This is a genomic window from Hymenobacter oligotrophus (assembly GCF_003574965.1).
Classification (GTDB): Bacteria; Bacteroidota; Bacteroidia; order Cytophagales; family Hymenobacteraceae; genus Solirubrum; species Solirubrum oligotrophum.
This window is the reverse complement of the sequence record NZ_CP032317.1, coordinates 1,258,071-1,280,241: the sequence shown is the minus strand read 5'-3', so window position 1 is coordinate 1,280,241 and position 22,171 is coordinate 1,258,071. Positions and strand designations below refer to the sequence as shown.

Annotated in this window: 18 protein-coding genes and 1 pseudogene; 12 read left to right on the top strand and 7 right to left on the bottom strand. The window is 59.3% G+C overall.

The genetic code is table 11. The features are described 5' to 3' along the window. Positions 1-92: 92 nt before the first annotated feature. Both lpxD and D3Y59_RS05365 read right to left on the bottom strand, forming a co-directional pair. On the bottom strand, positions 93-1,142 hold the full coding sequence (gene lpxD, locus D3Y59_RS05370) for a UDP-3-O-(3-hydroxymyristoyl)glucosamine N-acyltransferase (protein ID WP_119444118.1): 1,050 nt from the start codon (positions 1,140-1,142) through the stop codon (positions 93-95). 99 nt (positions 1,143-1,241) lie between these two features. After that, positions 1,242-2,477, bottom strand: a complete 1,236-nt coding sequence (locus tag D3Y59_RS05365) for an HD domain-containing protein (protein ID WP_119444117.1) — start codon at positions 2,475-2,477, stop codon at positions 1,242-1,244. 462 nt (positions 2,478-2,939) lie between these two features. Between D3Y59_RS05365 and porX the strand changes: the two genes are divergently transcribed. From porX to D3Y59_RS05350, 4 genes are all read left to right on the top strand, one after another. Continuing rightward, positions 2,940-4,511 carry a T9SS response regulator signal transducer PorX gene (gene porX, locus D3Y59_RS05360; protein ID WP_119444116.1) on the top strand — a complete coding sequence of 524 codons (1,572 nt, stop codon included), beginning with the start codon at positions 2,940-2,942 and terminating at the stop codon, positions 4,509-4,511. Between the two features lie 65 nt (positions 4,512-4,576). Further along, complete coding sequence (locus D3Y59_RS18225; RefSeq protein ID WP_162910576.1) at positions 4,577-5,152, top strand: hypothetical protein; 576 nt, start codon at positions 4,577-4,579, stop codon at positions 5,150-5,152. A 292-nt stretch (positions 5,153-5,444) separates the two neighbouring features. Continuing rightward, positions 5,445-5,885 carry a hypothetical protein gene (locus D3Y59_RS05355; RefSeq protein WP_205590874.1) on the top strand — a complete coding sequence of 147 codons (441 nt, stop codon included), beginning with the start codon at positions 5,445-5,447 and terminating at the stop codon, positions 5,883-5,885. Between the two features lie 79 nt (positions 5,886-5,964). After that, positions 5,965-8,598, top strand: coding sequence for a TonB-dependent receptor (locus tag D3Y59_RS05350; RefSeq protein ID WP_240410542.1), 2,634 nt, complete (start codon positions 5,965-5,967; stop codon positions 8,596-8,598). Positions 8,599-8,699: 101 nt separating this feature from the next. Here the strand turns inward: D3Y59_RS05350 and D3Y59_RS05345 are convergent, their stop codons facing one another. Continuing rightward, entirely contained in the window at positions 8,700-11,186 is a 2,487-nt protein-coding gene (locus D3Y59_RS05345; protein WP_119444113.1) for a TonB-dependent receptor, read from the bottom strand. A gap of 158 nt (positions 11,187-11,344) precedes the next feature. Beyond that, complete coding sequence (locus D3Y59_RS05340) at positions 11,345-11,776, bottom strand: MarR family winged helix-turn-helix transcriptional regulator (protein ID WP_119444112.1); 432 nt, start codon at positions 11,774-11,776, stop codon at positions 11,345-11,347. 330 nt (positions 11,777-12,106) lie between these two features. On the opposite strand from D3Y59_RS05340, the gene D3Y59_RS05335 reads away from it, so the two are divergent. Further along, complete coding sequence (locus D3Y59_RS05335; protein ID WP_119444111.1) at positions 12,107-12,430, top strand: VF530 family protein; 324 nt, start codon at positions 12,107-12,109, stop codon at positions 12,428-12,430. 109 nt (positions 12,431-12,539) lie between these two features. Here D3Y59_RS05335 and D3Y59_RS05330 read toward each other — a convergent pair whose 3' ends face one another. After that, positions 12,540-13,796 carry a pyridoxal phosphate-dependent aminotransferase gene (locus D3Y59_RS05330; protein ID WP_119444110.1) on the bottom strand — a complete coding sequence of 419 codons (1,257 nt, stop codon included), beginning with the start codon at positions 13,794-13,796 and terminating at the stop codon, positions 12,540-12,542. A 137-nt stretch (positions 13,797-13,933) separates the two neighbouring features. On the opposite strand from D3Y59_RS05330, the gene tsaE reads away from it, so the two are divergent. The 3 genes from tsaE (at position 13,934) to D3Y59_RS05315 (ending at position 17,155) form a co-directional block, all read left to right on the top strand. Then, entirely contained in the window at positions 13,934-14,374 is a 441-nt protein-coding gene (tsaE, locus tag D3Y59_RS05325; RefSeq protein ID WP_119444109.1) for a tRNA (adenosine(37)-N6)-threonylcarbamoyltransferase complex ATPase subunit type 1 TsaE, read from the top strand. Between the two features lie 53 nt (positions 14,375-14,427). Next, positions 14,428-15,663, top strand: coding sequence for an alanine dehydrogenase (locus D3Y59_RS05320; protein ID WP_119444108.1), 1,236 nt, complete (start codon positions 14,428-14,430; stop codon positions 15,661-15,663). A gap of 361 nt (positions 15,664-16,024) precedes the next feature. Then, complete coding sequence (locus D3Y59_RS05315; protein WP_119444107.1) at positions 16,025-17,155, top strand: hypothetical protein; 1,131 nt, start codon at positions 16,025-16,027, stop codon at positions 17,153-17,155. A gap of 84 nt (positions 17,156-17,239) precedes the next feature. Here the strand turns inward: D3Y59_RS05315 and D3Y59_RS05310 are convergent, their stop codons facing one another. Continuing rightward, entirely contained in the window at positions 17,240-18,175 is a 936-nt protein-coding gene (locus D3Y59_RS05310; protein ID WP_119444106.1) for a flavin reductase family protein, read from the bottom strand. A gap of 56 nt (positions 18,176-18,231) precedes the next feature. Beyond that, positions 18,232-18,555 carry a hypothetical protein gene (locus D3Y59_RS05305; protein WP_162910575.1) on the bottom strand — a complete coding sequence of 108 codons (324 nt, stop codon included), beginning with the start codon at positions 18,553-18,555 and terminating at the stop codon, positions 18,232-18,234. Positions 18,556-18,827: 272 nt separating this feature from the next. On the opposite strand from D3Y59_RS05305, the gene D3Y59_RS05300 reads away from it, so the two are divergent. The 4 genes and pseudogenes from D3Y59_RS05300 (at position 18,828) to D3Y59_RS05290 (ending at position 22,091) form a co-directional block, all read left to right on the top strand. Next, entirely contained in the window at positions 18,828-19,751 is a 924-nt protein-coding gene (locus D3Y59_RS05300; RefSeq protein ID WP_119444104.1) for a M28 family peptidase, read from the top strand. Positions 19,752-19,880: 129 nt separating this feature from the next. Beyond that, positions 19,881-19,976, top strand: a pseudogene (locus D3Y59_RS18870) (transposase-like zinc-binding domain-containing protein); the annotation flags it as partial. Between the two features lie 12 nt (positions 19,977-19,988). After that, positions 19,989-20,303, top strand: coding sequence for a helix-turn-helix domain-containing protein (locus D3Y59_RS05295; RefSeq protein ID WP_162910574.1), 315 nt, complete (start codon positions 19,989-19,991; stop codon positions 20,301-20,303). 171 nt (positions 20,304-20,474) lie between these two features. After that, positions 20,475-22,091 carry a hypothetical protein gene (locus tag D3Y59_RS05290; protein ID WP_240410541.1) on the top strand — a complete coding sequence of 539 codons (1,617 nt, stop codon included), beginning with the start codon at positions 20,475-20,477 and terminating at the stop codon, positions 22,089-22,091. The last annotated feature ends 80 nt before the right edge of the window (positions 22,092-22,171 follow it).

The following is a 22,171-nucleotide window of genomic DNA, read 5'->3' as shown; positions in this document are numbered from 1 at the left end:
GCTAGGAGGCCGGAGCGGTAGGGGCCGAACCGGAACGCGCCCGCTTCTAGCTCCCAACTCCTAGCTTCTGACTCCTGAAGTCGGCCGCAAAGCTATGACTTTTCCGCCTCGTCTGGCTTGGCTTGGGCGCGTTCCAGGGCTAGCAAGCGGCGCTCGAGCTCGGGCAGGTGCCGAAAAACTGCGTTGGCCCGCAGGCTGTCGCGCAAATTGAAGGCGGGGGAACCTTGCAAAAACTGGCCTTCTTCTTTGATGGATTTGCCCACTCCCGACTGCGCCGTAACCGTGGTGCGGTTGGCTAGCGTGAGGTGCCCGGCAAGGCCGGTTTGGCCAGCCAGCACGCAAAAGTCGCCGATTTTGGTGGAGCCCGAAATGCCCGTTTGGGAGGCAATTACGGTGTGACGGCCTACCTCCACGTTGTGCGCAATTTGCACGAGGTTGTCAATTTTGCTGCCCTCGCGGATAATGGTAGAGCCCATGGTGGCGCAATCGATAGTTGCGTTGGCGCCCACGCTCACGTTGTCTTCGAGCACCACGTTGCCGATTTGCGGAATGGGGCGGTACGAGCCGTCGGGCTGCGGCGCGAAGCCAAACCCATCGGACCCGATGACGGCACCGGCGTGGATGACGCAGCGCGCCCCGATTACCGTATCGGGGTAAATTTTGGCGCCGGCGTACACAATAGTGCCTTCACCAATGCGCACCCGGTCGCCGATGGTGGCGTGCGGAAAAATCAGCACGCCCTTGCCGATGTGGCAGTTTTCGCCCACGTAGGAGAAAGCGCCGCGGTAGCCTTCGTCGCCGATTTCGGAGCCCTGGCCCACAAACGAGGGCTGCTCCACGCCGCGTTTGCCAGCGCGCGTAAACTGCTGGTAGAACTCGAGCAGCATGGTAAACCCTAGGTACGGGTCGTCGACCCGAATGAGGGCAGCTTGCACGGGCTGCTTGAGCACCAGGGTTTTACTAACAATAACCGCCGTGGCCGCTGTGGAGTAGAGGTGGGGCTCGTATTTGGCGTTGGCCAAAAAGGCCACGGCGCCAGCGCGGGCTTCTTCGATTTTTGCCAGCCGGTCCACGCGCAAGGCAGAGTCACCTTCTACCGAGCCGTTCAGGATGCCCGCAATCTGGCCTACCGTAAATTCCATAGGCGGCAAAAGTAAGAAGTTGTCGGTTGTTCGTTGTCAGGCACGGACTCCGCCGCAGCCAGGCGCGGCCCCAAGCCCTGGCAGTCGTCCCCGCAGCGCTTACCCCTGGGTTATTTCTTTGGGGTAGCACACGTAGTACTTTTCGACGCGCCGGCTAAGCGAGCGGATGTTAGGTAAATCGGAGGCCTCGGCTACGTCGATTACATGGCCGCGCTTGGTGAGTACGTTGATGGTGTCGCCGCCGGCGTCGTAGGCGTTGTTGCTGATGCGGCCTTTGATCATTAATTGGCCCGCGTCTTCCATGCTCAGCTTGAAATGCTCCGCAATCAGCTCGATTACCCCTAGGTGAAAATCCTCCTCAAAGGGCTCGGAGGACAGGGTAATCTTGAACAAGTGCCGCTCGAGCAGGCTGTGCGCCAGGAAGGAAAGCACAAAATCGGGGTGAGCGGCCCACACCTTCACGGCAGCCCAAATATCTACGTCGTCGAGGCGTACGAAGCGCTGGATAATGCTGGCGTCCTGCTCGAAATCGAGCATTTGCACGGGGCTGGCCAGAAAGTAGCCCAGCTCGGGCGAGGCGGGCACCGGCACCCCGGCGCGGGCCAGGTCGCGGGCGCGCTCCATGATGCGGATGACCATTTGCTCGGCCGAGGTTACGGCTTTGTGCATGTACACCTGCCAGTACATCACGCGGCGGCTCACCAAAAAGTTTTCGATGCTGTACACGGCTTTTTCCTCCAGCACCAGCCGCTCGTCAGGGCTCACGGTAAGCATTTTGATAAGGCGGTCGGCGCCCGGTTGGCCTTCCTTCACGCCGGAGTAAAACGAGTCGCGGTTGAGGTAGTCGAGCCGGTCCATATCAAGCTGGCTGCTTACCAGTTGATGGAAAAACGGCCGCGGGTAGGTGCCCCGGAAGATGTCGATGGCTAGTTGCAGGCGGCCTTCAAACTCCACGTTTAGCAGCTCCATCAGGTGGAGCGAGATTTGCTCGTGCGGCACATCCTCGAACAAAGCGTGCTCGAGCGCGTGGGAGAGGGGCCCGTGGCCGATGTCGTGCAGCAGAATGGCTATTTGGGCCGCTTCGCCTTCCTGCGCCGTAATGCGTACGCCTTTGTCCTTGAGCGTGCGCAGGGCCAGCGACATGAGGTGCATGGCACCTAGGGCATGGTGAAAGCGCGTGTGGAGGGCACCGGGGTACACAAAATCGGTCAGGCCCAGCTGCTTGATGCGGCGTAACCGCTGAAAGTAGCGGTGCTCGATGAGGTCGAAAATGAGGTCGGTGGGTACCGATACAAACCCGTAAACCGGGTCGTTGAGGATTTTACGCTTGTTCACGCAGCAGGAGGAAGGACCGGAATAGCCGGCGAAAAGTACGGCATACCTAACGCAAATACGCGGCGAAGGGCTGCGCTCATTCATTTTTCAGGAACGCTGCTGCGCGTTGCAAGCGGCCACTGCCTGCGCAACCCTAGGTGGCGAAGGCCCTCAGGGCTTGCCGGAGCCAAGGCCTTGCCGAAGCACCTAGGGCCCTTGCCAAGCATATGGCAAGGCTAATTTTCGAGGCAGCTGACGGGTAAACTTTGGGCTTGGCTGTTGGTCCAACACATTGGCAATGCAACCCTTAGGCGCCAATCGGGGTTATCTAAGCTTAGAGCAACCCACTGCAGCGCCTCAGCGACTGTATCATTAATACGCCACTATGCGTTAGGTTGCGCGGTGCAAGCGGCCCTAGGGGCTTGCGCATTCGTGCCGCACCGGGCCGGTTGGCCCTCACAAACCACACTTGAAAACAACTGCATGCAACGCTACAATATCCTCTGGGCCGACGACGAAATCGATCTGTTGAAACCGCACATCCTGTTTCTGAAGGAGCGCGGCTACGACGTAACCGGGGTAAACTCCGGCGCCGACGCCATCGAAGAGGTGCAGGCGCAGAATTACGACCTGGTATTCCTCGACGAGAACATGCCCGGCATTACGGGCCTGGAGGCGCTGTCGGAGATTAAGGCTGCGCGGCCTACGCTGCCGGTGATTATGATTACCAAAAGCGAGGAGGAGCACATCATGGAAGAGGCCATCGGCTCCAAAATTGCGGATTATCTCATCAAGCCCGTCAACCCGAACCAGATTCTGCTGTCGGTGAAAAAGGTGCTCGATTACAACCGCTTGGTGTCGGAAAAAACCAACAGCTCGTACCAGCGCGACTTCCGCCAGCTTGGCATGCAGCTCTCCGACCGCCTCTCGCCCTCGGAATGGGCCGATGTGTACAAGAAGCTGGTGTACTGGGAGCTGGAAATCAACGAGACGGAGGGCAAAAGCATGGCCGACGTCTTCAACATGCAGAAGGACGAAGCCAACACCTACTTCGGGCGCTTTATCACGGAGAACTACGAAGAGTGGGTAAACGACGAGTCTGACGACGCGCCGCTGATGTCGCACCAACTCTTTAAAGAGCGCGTGTTTCCGCTGCTGAAGGAAACCGGCGACCAGCCCGTGTACTTCCTGCTCATCGACAACCTGCGCTACGACCAGTGGAAGGTGCTCGAGCCGATCATTGCCGAGATGTTCACGGTGGATCAGGAAGAAATGTACTACTCCATTCTGCCTACCACCACGGCCTACGCCCGCAACGCCATTTTTTCGGGCATGATGCCGGGCGAAATCCAGAAGAAGTACCCCAACCTGTGGGTTTGGGACGACGACGACGAGGGCAAAAACCTGCACGAGGCCGAGTTCATGGAAATTATGTTCCAGAAGGCCAACCAGAAACACAAGTACAGCTACAACAAGGTTACCAACCTGCAGGCCGGCAAAGACTTGCTGGGCAAAATGGCCAACCTCCACAACAACTATAAGCTGAACGTCATCGTCTACAACTTCGTGGACATGCTCTCGCACGCCCGCACCGACATGGCCATGATTCGGGAGCTAGCTGCCGACGAATCGGCGTACCGCTCAATCACCCGCTCGTGGTTTTTGCACTCGCCTCTCTACGAGATGCTGCAGCAGATTGCCGACAAAAAGGGCAAGCTCATCATCACCACCGACCACGGCACCATTCGCTGCAAGCGCCCCTACAAAATTGTGGGCGACCGAAACACGAACACCAACCTGCGCTACAAGCACGGCAAAAACCTGGGCTTCGACGAATCGCGCGATGTGTACGTGGTGCGCAAGCCCGAGCGCGTGTTCTTGCCCCGCGAAAACGTCTCGACGGCGTACGTATTCACCCTAGGTGACTACTTTTTCGCCTACCCCAACAACTACAACTACTACGTTAATTTCTACAAGGATACCTTCCAGCACGGCGGTATCTCGTTGGAGGAGTGCATTATTCCGTACATCACGCTTTCGCCGAAAGGGGCGTAACTAATTGAATTTTTAAATTAAACGGCAGCTCTCTTAAAGCTGCCGTTTCTATTTCCTAAACTACAATGATGCGTGTAGCGTCTACACTAGTGTTGGTTGTCATGCTGTTAGCCAATACGGCTTGTCACGACAAGAACGGTCGTGAAACAAAGACTAATGCCCAAGCAGCAATTAATTCCTTTCCTTCAAATCAAGGATTACCGCCTTTGGATTCTTCCAGATTCACGGTAATCCCATATGATTTAGAGCGAGATAAACACCGGTTATCAAAGGTTAAAGGAGCTTCTCTTACCGCACAGGAAATAGTCTTTACAGAGTATTTGCTTAATGTATGTGTAAGCAAGCACAATCTTGAGCAACGCATTAAACTGCAGAAGATGCGAGAAACGCATCCTAAAATAACACTTAAAGAATCTGACTTTATCATTAACCTTCCCAACTACAAACGCCAGCTAGTTGCTTTTTACAATGGCAAAGGGGAAAAAAAGGTATGGGTAAATTGTTTTTGCAAACCGCTTAACGGCACCGAGTGGCGCAGAAAAGTCGTGGAAGTAGATGATGGTGGCAATTGCTACTTTAACACTGTTGTTGATCTTCGACGGATGAAATGCCTTGGGTTGAGTATTAATAGCGTAGCATAAGCACCTAGTTCATTCTGCTGTGCACCTGCTGCAGAAAGGTTTTCAATTACTTTCCCGTCTTTCTAACTCTACAATGAAAGACCTCTTACCCGATGCTACCAGCTACCGCGTAAACGGCCGCTTATGAATTGAAGGCCCCACCGACCGTTTCCTAGGTATAGGCCGGCTCGAGTTGCTGCCCCGATGGAATAACCAGCGCCCGATTCGAACGAGCGGGCAACGCATTGGTTTGGTTTTCGCGCAAGCCCGCCCTTTTATATTTAAGTAGATGAAACTACCAATTGCCTGGCTGATGCTCCCGGCAGTACTAGGCACGCTGGCCGGCTGCGACCGATGCAGCAACGACGAGCCCGCCGACGACTCGCTGCGCTTCGTGCTGCTCGATCGGCAGGGGCGTAACCTCATCGGTATCGGGCCCGGGCAGTACCACCCCGATTCGGTACGGCTGTTCGTGGGCGGGCGCTCCGATGTAAACGAAGTACAGCAGCTGGAGATTTACGACAACGGTTACGGGGTTACGCTCGCGCCGATCAAACAGGCCTTCAACGGCCGCGACGACGTACGCGCCTACCTGCGCCTCAGCGCCCGCGACACCGATACGCTCGACATTACTTACACCATCAACGAGGGCAGGTGCTTTGATTTAATGGAATACAACAGCGTGTTCTACAACAGAAAGGAAATGTTGGCCCTCAATGATTTCGGCGTGCGCATCATGCGAAAACAGCGCTGATGCCTTGGCGTGGCCGCGAAGCTTGCGTTCGTTGGCGTTCTTTGCAGCCGGTGGCCTTTGGGGCACCTAGTAGCTATTGATGAGCAACCCTTCACGTGTGTTTTGGCCGATGGCCACGGTGGCGTGCTTAGCGGCCTGGCCCACAAGGGCTGCCGAAGCGCAAACGCCCGCGCAAGCCAAAGCCAGCCCAACCGACACCACCCGCAGGCCTATTGCCCTAGGTGAGGTAGTGGTGGCCGCCTCGCGGGTAGAGGAAAGCCTGCTGAAGTCGCCGGTGACGGTGGAAAAGCTAACTGCCCGCGACTTGCGCCTGGCGCCCGCGCCGTCGTTTTTCGAGGCCATTGAGCAGGTGAAGAGCGTGCAAGTGATTTCGCCCAGCCTCGGCTTTAAGGTGATAAACGCCCGGGGCTTTGCCAACACCACCAACGTGCGGTTTGCGCAGCTGGTGGACGGCGTTGACAACCAGGCGCCGCACATCGGCGGGCCCATTGGCAATGCCCTCGGCCCCAGCGACCTGGATATTGCCAGTGTGGAGATTGTGCCCGGCACGGCTGCGGCGCTGTACGGGCTAAGCGCCATCAATGGCTTGGCCAACTTCAGCACCAAAAGCCCTTTTACCTCCGAAGGCCTGAGCCTGCAGCAGAAAACCGGTGTTAACCACCTAGGCGATGCCAGCAGCCAGGCCAAGCTGTACGCCGAAACCAGCCTGCGCTACGCCCGGGCCCTAGGTACCCGGTGGGCCTTTAAGCTGAACGGCACCTACACCCGCGGCTACGACTGGATTGCCAACGACCTTGCCGACCTGTACCCGCAGGGCAACACCACGGCCGGGCTGCCGGGCGGCCCCGCCAACCCCGCCTACGACCCCGTAAACGGATACGGCAACGAGTCGTCGAACCGAAGCACCTTGAACCTGGGCGGCAAAAGCTACGCCGTGGCGCGCACGGGCTACCTCGAAAAGGACGTGGTGGACTACCGCCTGCGCAACCTGAAAGGCGACGCGGCATTGCACTTTCGGCCGAATGCGCGCACCGAGCTGGCCTACACCTATCGCGTGGCCCGCCTGGACAACGTGTACCAACGCTCGAACCGCTTTCGGCTGCAGGATTACGTGCTGCAGCAACATGCGCTGGCCCTTGCCACGCCCACCGTGCAAGCCCGCGCTTACCTGACGCGCGAAAACACCGGCCGCAGTTACAACCTGCGCAGCATGGCCGAAAACCTCGACCGCAGCCACAAGCCCGACGCCCAGTGGAACCGCGATTACGCCGCCGCCTGGAACGCGGCCGTGCAAGCCGGCCAAACGGTGGAGGAGGCCCACGCCACCGCCCGCGCCGCTGCCGATGCCGGCCGCCTGCAACCCGGCACCGAGGCCTTTCGGCAAAAGCTGCGCGAGTTGCAAGATATCAACAACTGGGACCAGGGAGCCGCCCTGCGCGTGCGCGCCGACCTGCTGCACGCCGAAGCGCAAGCCGACCTAGGGCGGGCTTTGCGCAACAATCTGTTGCCGCGGCTGCCGGCTTTTCTTGACTTCCGGGCCGGGCTCGATCACCGTACGTACGTAATCGTGCCCGATGGCAATTACTTCATCAACCCCGATCCGAAAAAAGACCAGTTCAGCAACCTTGCCTACCGCAAAACCGGCGGCTTTGTGCAGGCCGGCGCCCGGTTGTGGCACGATGCCCTGCGGCTTACGGCCACCGTGCGCGCCGATAAAAACGACTATTTCCGGCTGCGCCTGAACCCGCGCTTTACGGCGGTGGTGTCGCCCGGGGGGCAGCAGCACAACTTCCGGCTGAGCTACCAAAGCGGGTACCGTTTTCCGAGCTTGTTCGAGGGCTTCTCGAACGTGAACAGCGGCCAGGTGAAGCGCATTGGCGGGTTGCGGGTGATGTCGGACGGGGTGTTCGAAAACAGCTACCTGCGCAGCAGCATCGATGCCTTTAACGCCGCCGTTACGGCCGCGGTAAACGCCAATACCAGCTCGGCGCCGGCCGCCGAAAAGCGCCGCCAGGCCATCGAGAGCAACAAAGGGCTGCTGCGCCGAAACCCGTACACGTATCTGCGGCCCGAACATATTCGCTCGCTCGAGCTGGGCTACAAAGCCGCGTTGCTGCCCCAGGGCCGGCTGCTGCTCGATGTCGACTTTTACTACAACCGCTACCGCGACTTTATTGCGCAGGTAGAGGCCTACGTACCCAAAACCAACAACCCCGATTCGGCCGCGATTTACCTCAGCAACCGCGCCACCCAAAACCGCTACCGCCTCTGGACGAACTCGCAAACCCAAGTGTACAACTACGGCGGCTCGGCGGGCGTGCGCTACGAGCTGCCGGGCGGCTACCTGGCCGGCGCCAACGCAACCTACGCCCGCCTGGCCCGCACCGAATCGGGCGACGGGCTGGAAGACGGCTTCAACACCCCACGCTGGATTTACAACCTAAGCCTAGGTAACGAAAACGCCTACCGCGGCCTGGGCTTCGGGATTAACTACCGGTGGCAAGCCAGCTACCACTCGCAAACTTTCCTGGTTACCGGCACGGTACCTGCCTACGCCACCCTCGATGCGCAGCTAAGCTACCAAGTGCCCACACCCAATGTGCGCCTGAAAGTAGGCGCAACCAACCTGCTCAACCGGTACTACGAATCGTTTTTGGGCGGGCCGAGCGTGGGCGGCTTGTACTACGTTGCCGTTAGCTACGGGCTTAACTAACACGAACGCGCCCATTGGTAGCGCAACGTGCCTCAAGGCACGTTGCGCTACCAATGGGCGCTTTAGGTTTATTCTTTCAGATTTCGGGCGGCAGCAAGGGCTTAGCTGCCCCCGCCAGCACGGCGCTTTTCGTCTTCGGCGCCGCTTTGGCGGCGCTTGGTGGGCGCCACCTTATCGTTGCCGAAGCGGTACGTGAAGGAGAGCGTAGCCTGGCGCGAGTCTTGCCGCTGGTAGAAGTTCTCGACGTAGTTGGCGTAGGCAGAGGTGGCCCGCACCGGCGAGGTGAAGAAGATGTCGGCAACGCTCAGCTTCAGGTTGGCCTTCTTGTCCCACAGGCTCTTTTGTACCCCGGCTGCTACCTGACCTAGGGGCTGCACATCCAAAAAGCCGTACAGCTCGCGCGCTTGGTAGTTGCCGTTCAGCTCGGCGCTCCAGCCCTTGCCAATCAGGAAGTTGTGGTTCGAGCTGAGCGTGTACGTCATGCGGCCGGCGTTGAGGTTGGTGCCCACCAGGTTGCCCTTGAACCGCGAGTAGTAGAACACGGCGTTGTTGTACATATTCCACCACTTGGCAATTTCTACGGGCGCCGTAAGGGTAAGCGCGTAGTAGTACTGCTTGTCGAGGTTGTTGCTGGTCGAAACCACGTTCACGCTCGTGGCCGACTCGGGCCGCACCACGCCCACCATGGGGTTGTCGGTGATGCTGTAGCTCAGGCCCGCGCTGTACTTCTGCTTAAATGTGTGCGTCAGCTCCAGGTTGTAGCTGGTTTGGGGCAGCAGCTCGGGGTTGCCTTCGCCGCGGGTGTTGGCGTCGATGATAACCCGGAAGGGGTTGAGCTGCCCGTACGAAGGCCGGTCGATGCGGCGGCTAAGCGAAAGCGAGGTTTCGTGCTTGTCCGAAAACGCACGCTTAAGCGCCGCGCTCGGAAACAGCTGAAAGTAATTGCGCTCGAAGTCGGGGTCAACGCCTTCCTGAATCACTTCTTGCTTGCCCTCGGCATCGGTACCCTCGGCGCGCAAGCCGCCCTGCAGGGTGTACTTGTCGGTTTTGTAGTTGAAGTTGACGTAGCCGGCGTAAATCTTCTCGTCGTAGCGGAAGCGGTTGGTGCGCCCTAGGTCGATGTTGCCCTCGCCGTCGGTGAACACCACGTTGTTGTCGGAGTACACGTGGCTGACTTTGCCGCCGCCCTCAAAGCGCAGCGCCTTGCTGAGCGGCTGCACGTAGTCAACCTTCGCCGACTGAATGGTGAGGCGGCCGTCCTGATCACCTAGGGTTACTTCGCCCAGCTGGTTGTCGCGGAAGATGCGCAGCTCCTGCCGGCGGTCGGTAATGTAGCGGGCAAAGTCGGCGTCGGCCGTCAGCTCGCGCAGGCCCAACGAATCTTTAAAGGTGTGCCGGAAGTTGAGGTTGCCGGCAAAGTTGGGGTTGGTGGAGTTGCGGAAGTTATCGGCCCGAAAGCGGTCGGTTTGCTGCGCCCGCGTTGGGCCGTAGATGGTGGTAAAGTTGGTGCCATCCTGCACCACGCGGTTGGTAAGGCCGCTTACCACGCCGCCAATCACCGTACGCTCGCCCAGGTTGTAATCGAGGCCGCCTTTCCAGCTCAAGGAGCGCAGCTCGATGGGGCTGCGGTTTTGCTGCTCCGTGATGCGGAAGGGCAGGGCGCCCGGCGTTGCCCGGTCGCCTTCGCGGTAAAAGTTGCGGGTGATGTCGAGCTTGGCAATGCCTTCGCGGTCGGAGGCGTTCAGCGAGCCGAATACGTTCACGCCTTTGCGGCGGTGGTTCAGGCTCAGGCCGGTGTTAAACTTATTGTAGATGCTGCGGCCGTAGCTGCCCGTAAAGGTACCGTTGGTGCCCAGGCGCTGGTCTTTTTTGAGGTTGATGCTGATGATGCCCGCCGAACCAGCCGCCTCGTACTTAGCCGGCGGGTTGGTAATCAGTTCGATGTTTTTGACTTGCTCGGCCGGCAGGGCGCGCAGGTAGTCGGCCAGTTCCTGGCCCGTCATGGGCATGCGGCGGCCGTCAATCAGCACCATCACGCCTTGGCGGCCACGCAGGGCAATGTTGTCGCTGTTGTCGACGGTAACGTTGGGCGAGCGGCGCAGCACCTCCAGGGCCGTGTTGCCGGCGGCGAGCGTGCTGCCTTCCACGTTCACGATGGTGCGGTCGGCTTCGCGCTCAAACGTGGGGCGCTGGCCTGTTACTTTCACCTCTTTCAGCTGCGTGGTGGCGCTTACGGGCAACGAAAGCGCAGGCACTTGCACGCTTGCGCCGGCCATCTCAAACGGCTGCGACCATTGCCGCACAAAACCCAGCTGCGAGGCCGAAATTAGGTACTGGCCCGCTGCGGCCTGCTCGAACCGAAAGGCTCCTTTGTCGTCGCTGAACTCGGTTTTTACCACCGCCGAGTCGGCGGCGCGGTGCAGCGTTACGGTGGCGTAGTCGATGGCTGGGCCGGCCGCCGAGCGTACGCTGCCGCTCACGGTAGCCGCGTTTTGCGCCTGCACCGAGCGGTGGGTGGCCAGGCCTGCCAGGAGCAGCAGGGCCACGCGCGGACCTAGGGATGTGACGTAGGGTAGCGGAAGTTTCATAGCTGAATGAGGGTTGGCTGTTGAGCTGAGGAGAGAAGTGGAAAACCTTACGAAAGGCTTCGTAGCAAACGTACGAAAGTGTTCGTATTTGTTGTAATGTCAGTTAGGAGAAAATTTTATGAATGCGCCAAATGGCTCATATGCACGCAGTTAGTGCATTAAGCAGGAGGGTGGCAGTTCTGGGTGATGCGCTCCAGCAAGCTGCGCAACTGGGCCAGTTCGTCGTCGGAAATGCCAGCCAGCGCGGTTTTTCGGTTGTCGTTCACGATGGGCTGCACCGCGTCGAGGATGCGGTGGCCTTCTTCGGTTACCCGCAACTGGGTGCGGCGGCCATCGTGCGGCAGCGGCACGGCCGAGAGCAGCCCGCGTTGGGTAAGCAAGGCCAGGATGCGGGCCACCGAGGCCTGGTCCTTGAAAACGTGTTCTGCAATTTCGTTTTGCGTCAGGTCGTCGTGCTCCAGCAGCACCCGCAACACCAGCCACTGATCGATGGTGATGTTGACGCCCGCCCGGTCGATATTGGCTTGCGCCATGCGGCGGTAGCTCCGGATAGCCCGGTCGAGCGAATAGAAAACGATGTTGGAAAGCATGACGGTGGCAGGCGAGGATCAGCGAATAAAAAGACTATGACATGTCATAGAAGTTGCATCGGAGGTAAGTCGTTTTCAGACCAACGCCCTAGGTGGTTGCTGAGCAATGGGGCTGAGGGGCCAGCTGCTGTCCGGTAATGCACGCGTAAGCAGCTGTGCAGGGCTACTAAGCCAAGAAGAATGCCAAACCGGTAACGTTCTGTTTTGCAATTGATTACTAGTGAACGGCCAACGCGGTGCTGCCAAATAAGTGTCCGGTTCCGGACGCAGTGTTCAAAAACGAACCGTGGCGGTGTCCGTATCTGCCGCGTTAGCGTTCTTTGTAGCACAATGGCATACATCAATTACTCCGACGTACGCGAAGACAACGGCCACCTCGTGCGCGAGCTGCACGGCGTAACGCTGGTGCAAATACTCGACTACCTGCTGGCGCATTACAGCTGGGAAGAGCTGGATTACCGCATCCGCATCAATTGCTTCGCCAACAACCCCACCAAAAAATCGAGCCTCAACTTTTTGCGCCGCACCCCCTGGGCCCGCGAGAAAGTAGAGCAGCTCTACATCGATACCCGCGCCCGGGAACTGGTACGGCTTCGGCGCACCGAAAACCAGCAGGCTGCCGATGCCGATAACAAGCCCGAGCAACCCCAATAGCCCTGCTGCAACGCTCGGCCCTAGGGGCACCTAGGGCTTGCAAACGACGACAGCCCGGGCACGGCCCGGGCTGTCGTCGTTTGCGTTAGTAGGGTACGCTGCTTGCGGCTTACTGCAGCGCATCCAAAGCGGCCTGGAGGCGCGGCAAAGCTGCCCGGATCGACTCCAACGAAGCGCCGCCTACCGATGCCCGGAACCAGGGCGCGGTGCCTTCGGTGCCAAACGCGCTGAACGGCACCAGGGCCACCCGCGCCTCACTGATGAGGTACGACGTAAGCTCCTTGGTGGAGCTGAGCACCTGGCCCGCGGGCGTGCGTTTGCCTAGCACATCGAGCTTAATGGTGAGGTAAATGGCACCCATGGGCACAATGGCATCAACGGCGTAGCCCTGCTGCTGCAGGTCTTTGAGGCCGCGGTACAGCGCATCCAGGCTCTGCTGGGTTTTCTCGCGGAAGCCGCCCACGTAGTTGTCCACGTTGGCCTGCTGGGGCAGGTAGTGCGCCGTGGCCATTTGCTCGGCCTTGGGTGCCCACGCCCCGATGTGACCTAGAATGGCCTTCATCTTGTCGACGATGTTGCTGGGGCCGAAAGCGTAGCCCACGCGCACGCCGGTGGCGGCCAAGGCCTTCGAAATGCCGTCGATGTAAATGACGTAGTCGCGCAGCTCGGGGCGCAGGTTCACGGGGTCGTAGTGCGCGGTGTTGCCAAAGGTGAGCAACCAGTAAATCTGGTCGTACATAATGTACAAGGGCTTCTCACCGGGGCCGCGGCGCTTGTTTTCGGCAATTACCAAGTCGCAGATTTCCTCCAGGTCTTGCTGCGCGAACATGGTGCCCGTCGGGTTCAGCGGCGAGCAGAGGGCCAGCAGCGTAGCGCCCGGCAGGTGCGGCGCTACCTCGGCGGCGGTGGGCATAAAATTGTTCTCGGGCGAGGTTTCCACCATCACGCCCTCGGCGCCCGAGAGGTGGCAGTAGTGGTTGTTGTTCCAGGAGGGTACCGGGAAAACCACCTTGTCGCCGGGGTCGACGAGGGCCAGGTAGGTAGCGTAGATGAGCGGGCGCGAGCCGCCGGCCACCAGAATATCGTTGGGGGAGTAGTCGAGACCTAGGCGGCTCCGCAGAAAATCGGCAGCGCTCTGGCGCAACTCGGCCACGCCGTTGGCGGGCGGGTAATTGGTGTTGCCCGCCTGGTACGCTTGGGTTATTTCGGCGGCCAGCTCAGCCGGAATCGGGTAAATGCTCGGGTCGAAGTCGCCGATGGTGAGGTTGCAGATTTGCTCCCCCTTCCGGATCATGTCGTTTACCTCGTTGCCGATTTTGATGATTTCGGAGCCGATCAGGCTGCCGGCCATTTTCGAAACTTGCATGGGTTTGGTGTTCAGCAGGTGCAGGTGCGCAGCGCCCCGGCCGGGCGTGGGCCTTGCAAGTTATGCCTCGGGGTGGTTTTTGTAGCCGTGGCACCTCGGCTGCGGGGCGGCTGGAGCTGAACCGGTACTTTTGCGGTATGCCAACCACCACCATCGAGATACCCACGCTCGGCGCCCTGGCCGCTGCTGCCGGGCAACTGCGGGCCGCCATCGAAGCCGAGCAGTGCCCCATTGTGTTGCTAGAAGGGGAGATGGGCGCCGGCAAAACCACCCTTGTCCGGGCCTTGTGCAATGCCCTAGGTGTGCACGACGACGTGAGCAGCCCCACCTTCTCGCTCGTGAACGAGTACCGCGACGCCCGCAACAGCCCCGTGTACCATTTCGATTTTTACCGCATTGATTCGGTGGAAGAAGCCGAACGAATTGGGGCACAGGAGTACTTCGATTCTGGTTATCTTTGCCTGATAGAGTGGCCAAGTCGCGTTGAGCTGCTGCTACCGCCCGATCGGCTGCTCGTTACCGTGGAGGTAACCGGGCCCGAGTCGCGGCGGGTGCAGGTGCAGCGCCAAACGACCTAGGTTACTCCGCATCCGCCCACCCCGCCTAACCGAGCTACCACTCCCCCGCAAGAATGCCCGAACAGCTACCACCCGGCTTTTCGTCGTTGGCGACGAACCCTGGCCGCGCCTACGTGCCCCAGGAATCCATGCTGGCCGTTGAAACCCGCCGCCGCAAGCTGTTCATTGGCTTACCCCGCGAAACTTCCTTGCAGGAAAACCGCCTCGGCCTCACGCCCGAAGCGGTAAAGCACCTCGTAAACGAGGGCCACGAGGTAGTGCTGGAAAGCGGCGCCGGCGAACCCAGCAAGTACTCCGACCATGATTACTCCGAAGCCGGCGCCAGCGTGGTGTACACGGCCAAAGAGGTGTACGAGGCCGATGTGGTGCTGAAAATTGCCCCGCCCACGCTCGACGAGATGGAGCACCTGCACGCCGGCCAAACCCTCATTTCGGCCCTGCAGTTTGGCTCACTTACCGTAGAGTACCTCGCGGCTTTGCAACGGAAGAAAATCAACGCCATCAGCTTCGAGCTCATAAAGGACCCTTCGGGCGCCAAGCCCGTGGTGCGGGCCATGAGCGAAATTGCCGGCTCCACAGTAATGCTGATTGCGGCCGAGTACCTGGCCCGTTCCAACGAAGGCAAAGGCATTATCCTGGGTGGTATCACCGGGGTGCCGCCCTCGCAGGTGGTTATCCTGGGTGCCGGCACGGTGGCCGAGTACGCCGCCCGCGCCGCCATTGGCCTGGGTGCCGACGTGAAGGTGTTCGACAACCACCTCTACAAGCTGCGCCGCCTTAAGCAAAACCTAGGCGCGCCGCAGCTTTTCACCAGTACGTTCGACGGCTTCACGCTCAACCAGCAAATCCGCCGCGCCGACGTGGTGATTGGCGCCCTGAACGCCGAAGAGGGCCGCATTCCGTTTATGGTGTCGGAAGACGTGGTGAGCACCATGTCGCCGGGCTCGGTTATCATCGACGTGAGCATTGATCAGGGCGGCTGTTTCCTGACCAGCGAAATCACCACGCACAGCAAGCCGGTGTTCCGCAAGTACGACGTGATTCACTACTGCGTGCCCAACATTGCCTCGCGCGTGCCGCGCACGGCCACCAATGCGCTGAGCAACATTTTCATGCCCATTCTGCAGGAAATCAGCCAGCACGGCGGCATCAACGAAGCCTTGTTTGCCGACGAGCACTTCCGCTCGGGCGTGTACCTCTACAAAGGCTCGCTTACCAACGCCACCATTGCCCGCCGTTTCAACCTGCGCTACAAAGAGCTCGGCCTGATGATTGCCGTGCGCAACTAAGGCTTCGCAACACCTAGGGTTTACAAAGGGCTCGGCCCGGCTGCGCTTAAGCGCAGCCGGGCCGAGCCCTTTGTGGCTTGCGTTCAAATATGTTGAAAATAACCGTGAGTCGAAGTACGCTGGTAATATGTCTGTAACAGCCACTATAGTAAGTAGTTAGATGATAACCTGAACAGGGTATGGCCGCTGGGCAATGGTACTGCTTGGGCCGCGATGAGCTTGCTATGAGGCATTAATATTTATAGATTAACTATTACTCCTCCAATGAGCCCCCCTGCGCCTTGAACGGTGCGATTGGTACTCCGCCTGCCGAAAACCTGATTTCGATTGCACGCACATTACCCAACCACACCCCAAGTTCATGAAACACTACGCTATTGCCTTGCTTGCTACTGGCTTGTTGCTGGTATCAAGCTGCCAGAAAAACGACCTCGAGCCAAACCGAACACCCGCTTCGGAGGCCGCCGCTAACGACCTTGCCAGTACCTGCGTTGCAGATACAATCACCTTCAACAATGTTGCTGCGGGTACGCTGCTGGGCGCGGAGGGCAGTACTATCAAATCGGTTAACGGCGCGTCGGTGGGCGTACGGGCCGAAAATCCACACTACACGCAGGCGAATGAGGCAGTGGTGTTTAGCACCAACCCGCTCTCCAGCGGCGAAGACGAAGACTTGGGCACACCCAATATTCTCTTCGGCGGCCCTGGAAAGGTAAATAATGGGTACCCGACCAGCGATGGAGCCTCCAACAAAACCAACCTACGCAATATTTTAGTACTTCACGACTACAAGCATTTTCCAACCGTATCTGAGCCCAACGACGACGATTTTAACGGTACCGCTTCGGATTTCGGCACAATCATGTTCGACTTCAGTAGCGTGGGCTCCGTTACGGCTAAGTCAATAACGGTAATCGACATCGAAGCTTCGGAAAGCGAGTTCGGCCGCGCGCTGCTTTACAACGGAGCTACCTTACTTAAGACCGTTGAGTTTCCAGCTACCGGCTCCAACGGCGTGGCCGTTGTCGACCTGGGCAATGTGCCAAATGTTACCTCCATTACGGTAATTGTTGGTGGGTCCATGGGCATCGACAACCTCACGTTCTGCCGTACTACGAGCACACCGCCGCCGAGCAATTGCTGCACCTACACCCAAGGTTACTGGAAAAATCACCCTGAAGCTTGGCCTGTTCAGGAGCTTGTGTTGGGCAACACCACTTATAACAAGGATCAGTTGTTAGCTATTTTGAGGACGCCGGTAAAGGGCAACGGCTTAATTTCGTTGGCGCACCAACTCATTGCGGCTAAGCTCAATGTGGCTAAGTGCAACGGCGTCTCGCCCGTGTCAAGGGACATCCAAGCAGCCGACAAGTTAATTGGCGACCGTGTGATAGGCGGCGGAGGCTACTTGTCACCATCCTCGACTAGCTACCTCACCGAGCGCCTCGACCGCTACAACAACGGCAAGCTCGGTACCCCGCACTGCGGCTAAGTACTGGCGTACCTACTACGAAAAAAGCACCCGGATTGCTCCGGGTGCTTTTTTTGTGTTAAACCTTTGCCTAGGTCGCAGAGCTTACTCCGCCGCCAGGAGCATTACCTTCCAGGCTTCCTCAACGCGGCCTTCTTCCAGTAGTTTTTGGCCCAGCAGCATTAGCTGTTGGCGCTGCTCAGCGGGGTTGTCGCAGTACTTATTTAGGGTGTAAGCCACTAAAGGCTCGTCGCGGAAAGCCGCCACAGCCTCGGGGCTAGGCAGGGCCTGCTGCTCGATGTTGCCCAGGCGCCCTAGGTTGTTGCCGGTAAGCACGTCGCTGTTGCGGATGTGCTCGGGCAATTGGTCGATGCCGATGCCTTTGTTGCGGTTGGGCTTGGGCACCTCAAACAAGCTTTCAGGGATGACGCGCGAGTACCAGTCGCCGCCGAGGCGGGCCACCGCGTCAAACTTATGCGGATCGACGCCCGCGTTGCCCGGCAGCAAAATATCTTCGCGAAAGTGCGACTGCACCACGCGGCACACCACCAGGTTGCCGCCGCCGTGCTCGTTGCCAATGGCAATTACCTGCTCCACCACGCACTCAAACGACACGGGGCACTCGGCCACGCGCGGCGGCCGCACCACATCGGATTTCAGCTCGGTAAGGCCCGCTTTCCGGAATTCGTTTACGCTGCGCTCGTACTCCGTGGAGGCCAGCGACATTTGCTCGACCAGCGGGTAGTCGCAGATGTTGATGACGCACTCGGGCACTTCGTCGCGCACGTTGTAGAGCGTATGCTTCTGGGTGTTGTCGCGCACGCGATTGGCCGGCGAAAAAATGAGCGTGGCCGGGTTGGAGCTGAACACGTTGAAAAACGAGAACGGGCTCAGGTTCACGTTGCCTTCGCGGTCGATGGTGCTCACGAAGGCAATGGGCCTAGGTGCCACGGCGCCCAGCATAAACTGGTGCCACTCGGGGCCCTTGAGCGTGCCGGGCGTGATGGTGCGAAACGAAGCAGTGGGGGCGGGGTTGGGCATGAGCAGCAAACAGGATTGGCGCCCGAAGTTCTCGCTTTGCCGCGAAATTGCCGTGCTTAATCCTCGGCCTGCCACTGGCCGGTGGCGCTGTCGTAGCTGACATCGACCATCGTGCCGGCGTAATATGCTAGCAAATACCTGGTGGCACGGGGTTTAGCTTCGCCCGGAAACGCGGAATTGGGCGGCACACGGTAAACAAACGGCCGGGCTTTCAGCAGGCCCTCTGCTGTGCTGGGTACGTTGGGCAGGTATGCGGGCACCAGCGTGGCCAGCGAATCGGGGTAGTGGCCGCGCTCCTTCCGGAACAGCTCCAGCCGATCGATGATGCGGTTTGCGCGTTGCTTGGTAATGTAAGTCTGTACTCGCCAGATGGGTATCATCAGCAGAAAACTGCCACCCAAAGCCCCTAGTAGCGGCGAGCAAACACGCCTAATGGCAACCGGATTGTAGGCGTAAATAATTTCAAGAAAGAGGTAGACAATCAGCAGCGTTATACCTAATACTATCTGCAAGCCCATCAGCATTGGTTCGCTGGCCTCAGTATGAAAGTATACAAGCGCTGCAAGCAGGATAAAGAGAACTCGCGCCGGGGTTGTTCGCGGAACGGATAACTTGGAAGCCATTTCGGGTTCGAATAATTGCTTGGCAGTTTATGCTTTTTTGGTTGTTGATGCTTACCGGCCTGCTGGCAAGCGGTTTCGCGGCAAGCGCCTCCGGTGTGTCGGCCGATTCGGCGCGGCTGCGCCGGCACCTCGCGTACCTCGTGGGCACACCCCAACCCCGCAACCACGAGCAGGTGCCTGTGCTCGACAGCGTAGCCGCATACCTAGGGCGCCAACTCATAGCGGCCGGTGCCCGCGTGAGCGAACAACCCTACCAGGCCGGCGGCAATACCTACCGCAACGTGGTGGGCTCGTTTGGGCCTGCCGATGCCCCTAGGATAATTGTGGGCGCCCATTACGATGTGTGCGGTACCCAACCCGGCGCCGACGACAACGGTTCGGGCGTGGCCAGCTTGCTCGAATTGGCCCGCCTGATCGGCCAAGAAAAGCAGCTGCGCCACCGCATCGATTTGGTGGCTTACACTCTGGAAGAGCCGCCGTACTTCCGCACCAAGCAAATGGGCAGCTACGTGCACGCCAAGTCGCTGCACGATGCTAAGGTGCCGGTGCTCGGCATGGTATCGTTGGAGATGCTGGGGTATTTTGATGAGCGCAAAGGTTCGCAGCACTACCCGTTTGGCCCGCTGAAGCTGGTGTATGGCAGCCGCGGCAACTACGTCACCACGGTGCGCAAATTCGGCAACGGCAGCTTTAGTAGGCCCTTTGCGCGCACCTACAAGCGCGTGGCCCAGCTGCCGGTGCGCCGCTTTCAGGCCCCCGCCGCGCTGCCCGGCATCGATTTCTCCGACCACCTCAATTACTGGCAGTTCGGCTACTCGGCCCTAATGCTCACCGATACGGCCTTCTTCCGCAACCGCAATTACCACCACGCGACCGACAGCATCGAGAAGCTCGATTTTGGGCGCATGGCCCTGGCTGTGGATGCCGTGCTGGCCACGTTGCTGCGGATGTAAAATGCGTCGGTTGCAAGCTCCTTGTCGTTTGGCTGCCTAGCAAAGTATAGCCTTGAGGATATACTTTGCTAATCTGCTATATGTTTGCTAACTAGGTATAGCAGCCCAAACTCAGCTGCTTTATTAGTGATGAACAAGCCGCCCTGTCCTAAATGTGACTCCACGGATGCTACCAAAAGCGGCGTTATCGGCGATAGGCAGCGGTATAAGTGCAAGAATTGCGGGTACCATTTCACAGTGGCCAAAGTAGGGCGCGAGATTAACCCGTACTACGTCATCAAGGCGCTGCAATTGTACATCGAGGGGGTGAGCTACCGCGAAATCGAGCGGCTGCTGGGTGTCAGCCACGTATCGGTGATGAACTGGGTGAAGAAATACGGCGTGAAAGCACCTAGGCAAACGGAATATCACCCAACGTACCAAATCCTCAACCAGAAAGAGCTGACGACGTTTTTTCAGGACACCAAAAACATGAAAGGAGCGGGGCTGGTGGTAACCGAGCTGGGCGATAAGTTTATGCTGATTCGGTGGGAGCGGTTTAAGCACGCCTAGGTGCGCAGCTATAGCATTAGCAGAACGATAGCACGGGCGTGACTTCGCCGTTTGGATTTTACTACTTGGTTGGGCCGCGCCGGGAGTGCTACCACGGTGTACGGTTTGTGTGTTCGTAATCCCACATCAACCAACCAAAACATCATGCAAAAAACCAGTTACGCATTGGTTTTGAGCGCCTTGCTCGCCAGCGCAGGTGCCTCGGCGCAGGTTACGCGGCCGGCCGTGCCGCCTGCCACGCCGCCGGCACCCACGCCAACCCCAACGGCACCCGCAAGCCCCACTGAGTCGGTGCCGGCCTCAACGCCGCAACCGGTTTCGGCCGGCGTGCCCGCGCCGGCTGCGCAGTCGCAGCAGCCGGTGGTGCCGCCCCCGCCGCCGGCCGAGTCGGTGCCGTACGGCGCGGGCATGAAGGTGAACCTCTCGCCCGACGGCTCGAAGTACCTGCGGTTTATCACCTGGCACCAGATCTGGTCGCGCTACACCCAAAACAACACCGGCACGCTGCGGGCGCCGGGCAAGCCCCAATCCGAGCAGGTTGATTTTGCCGTGCGCCGCTCGCGCCTCATCATTCTGTCGCAGCTGAACCCGCGTTTCCTCATCTATACGCACATCGGCATCAACAACCAAACGGCCGTGAGCGGGGGCGTAAACCCGACCACCGATGGCAAAAAGCCGCAGCTGTTTGTGCACGAGGCCGTGGTGGAGTTTAAAGTAAACAAGTACCTGAGCGTGGGCTCGGGCATGCACTACCAAAACGGCCTCTCGCGCCTCACGCGCTCCAGCACGCTCAACTTCCTCACGCTGGATGCGCCGCTTACCAACTGGCCCATCATCGAAACGGCCGACCAGTTTGCCCGCGGCATCGGGGCCTATGCGAAGGGCCGCGTCAGCAAGCTCGATTACGCTTTTTCCGTCAACGAAACCTTCCTGACCAACCAGGGCAGCACGCCGCTGGCGCTGGGCATCACCACGGGTACGGGGGCGGCGGCCATCAGCACCGGTACCAACGTGGCGCAGTACAACCCGCAGAGCACCAAGCACATTTACCAGGGCTACGTGAGCTGGGAGTTTCTGGATCAGGAGTCGAACCTGCTGCCCTTTAACGTGGGTACCTACCTGGGCACCAAGCGGGTGTTTAACCTAGGGGCCGGCTTCCTGTACAACGCCGACGGCATGTACTCGCGCGCCACCACCAGCGTGGTAAACGGGCCGGTGCTAACGGCCGCTGCCCAGCCCGGGGCCAACCTTTTTGCCCTGATTCCGACGCGCAAGCACGACATCGCGCTGCTTTCGGCCGATGTGTTTTTCGACACGCCCCTGAACAAGGACAAGGGCACGGCCTTTACCGTGTACGGCGTGTACTACAACTACAATTTCGGGCCCAACCACCTGCGCTACATCGGGGCCTCCAACCCCGGTTACGGGGCCGCTGCGCTGCGCGGCAACGCCGTGCCGCACTCGGGCACCGGCAACATCGGCTTTGTGGAAACGGGCTACCTGCTGCCCAAAAACACGCTCGGCCCTAAGGTGCGCCTGCAGCCCTACGCGTCGTATTTGCTGGCTAGCTACGAAGGCCTGCGCAAGGCCAACGGCAACATCCAGAACGTGAACATTCTGGACGCGGGCGCCAACTTTTACCTCGACGGGCACAACGCCAAGTTTACGCTGAACTACCGCCACCGGCCCGATTTCAGCAACCAAACCGCCACGCCCGAGGGCCCCGCCCGCGTGAACGAGGTGAAGTACCGCCCCGAAATTACCCTGCAAACCCAGGTTTTCTTGTAAGCGCTGCCGGTGCCGCCGGCGCCCTAGGTGCGCCAGGCCCCAGTTGCATCAACATCCCGAAACTCACAGCCCAAAACTCC

Coding starts and splice junctions, on each gene's coding strand:
- lpxD (WP_119444118.1), bottom strand. CDS start 1,142: ATGGAATTTACGGTAGGCCAGATTGCGGGCATCCTGAACGGCTCGGTA.
- porX (WP_119444116.1), top strand. CDS start 2,940: ATGCAACGCTACAATATCCTCTGGGCCGACGACGAAATCGATCTGTTG.
- D3Y59_RS18225 (WP_162910576.1), top strand. CDS start 4,577: ATGATGCGTGTAGCGTCTACACTAGTGTTGGTTGTCATGCTGTTAGCC.
- D3Y59_RS05355 (WP_205590874.1), top strand. CDS start 5,445: ATGCTCCCGGCAGTACTAGGCACGCTGGCCGGCTGCGACCGATGCAGC.
- D3Y59_RS05350 (WP_240410542.1), top strand. CDS start 5,965: ATGAGCAACCCTTCACGTGTGTTTTGGCCGATGGCCACGGTGGCGTGC.
- D3Y59_RS05345 (WP_119444113.1), bottom strand. CDS start 11,186: ATGAAACTTCCGCTACCCTACGTCACATCCCTAGGTCCGCGCGTGGCC.
- D3Y59_RS05340 (WP_119444112.1), bottom strand. CDS start 11,776: ATGCTTTCCAACATCGTTTTCTATTCGCTCGACCGGGCTATCCGGAGC.
- D3Y59_RS05335 (WP_119444111.1), top strand. CDS start 12,107: ATGGCATACATCAATTACTCCGACGTACGCGAAGACAACGGCCACCTC.
- D3Y59_RS05330 (WP_119444110.1), bottom strand. CDS start 13,796: ATGCAAGTTTCGAAAATGGCCGGCAGCCTGATCGGCTCCGAAATCATC.
- tsaE (WP_119444109.1), top strand. CDS start 13,934: ATGCCAACCACCACCATCGAGATACCCACGCTCGGCGCCCTGGCCGCT.
- D3Y59_RS05320 (WP_119444108.1), top strand. CDS start 14,428: ATGCCCGAACAGCTACCACCCGGCTTTTCGTCGTTGGCGACGAACCCT.
- D3Y59_RS05315 (WP_119444107.1), top strand. CDS start 16,025: ATGAAACACTACGCTATTGCCTTGCTTGCTACTGGCTTGTTGCTGGTA.
- D3Y59_RS05310 (WP_119444106.1), bottom strand. CDS start 18,175: ATGCCCAACCCCGCCCCCACTGCTTCGTTTCGCACCATCACGCCCGGC.
- D3Y59_RS05305 (WP_162910575.1), bottom strand. CDS start 18,555: ATGATACCCATCTGGCGAGTACAGACTTACATTACCAAGCAACGCGCA.
- D3Y59_RS05300 (WP_119444104.1), top strand. CDS start 18,828: ATGCTTTTTTGGTTGTTGATGCTTACCGGCCTGCTGGCAAGCGGTTTC.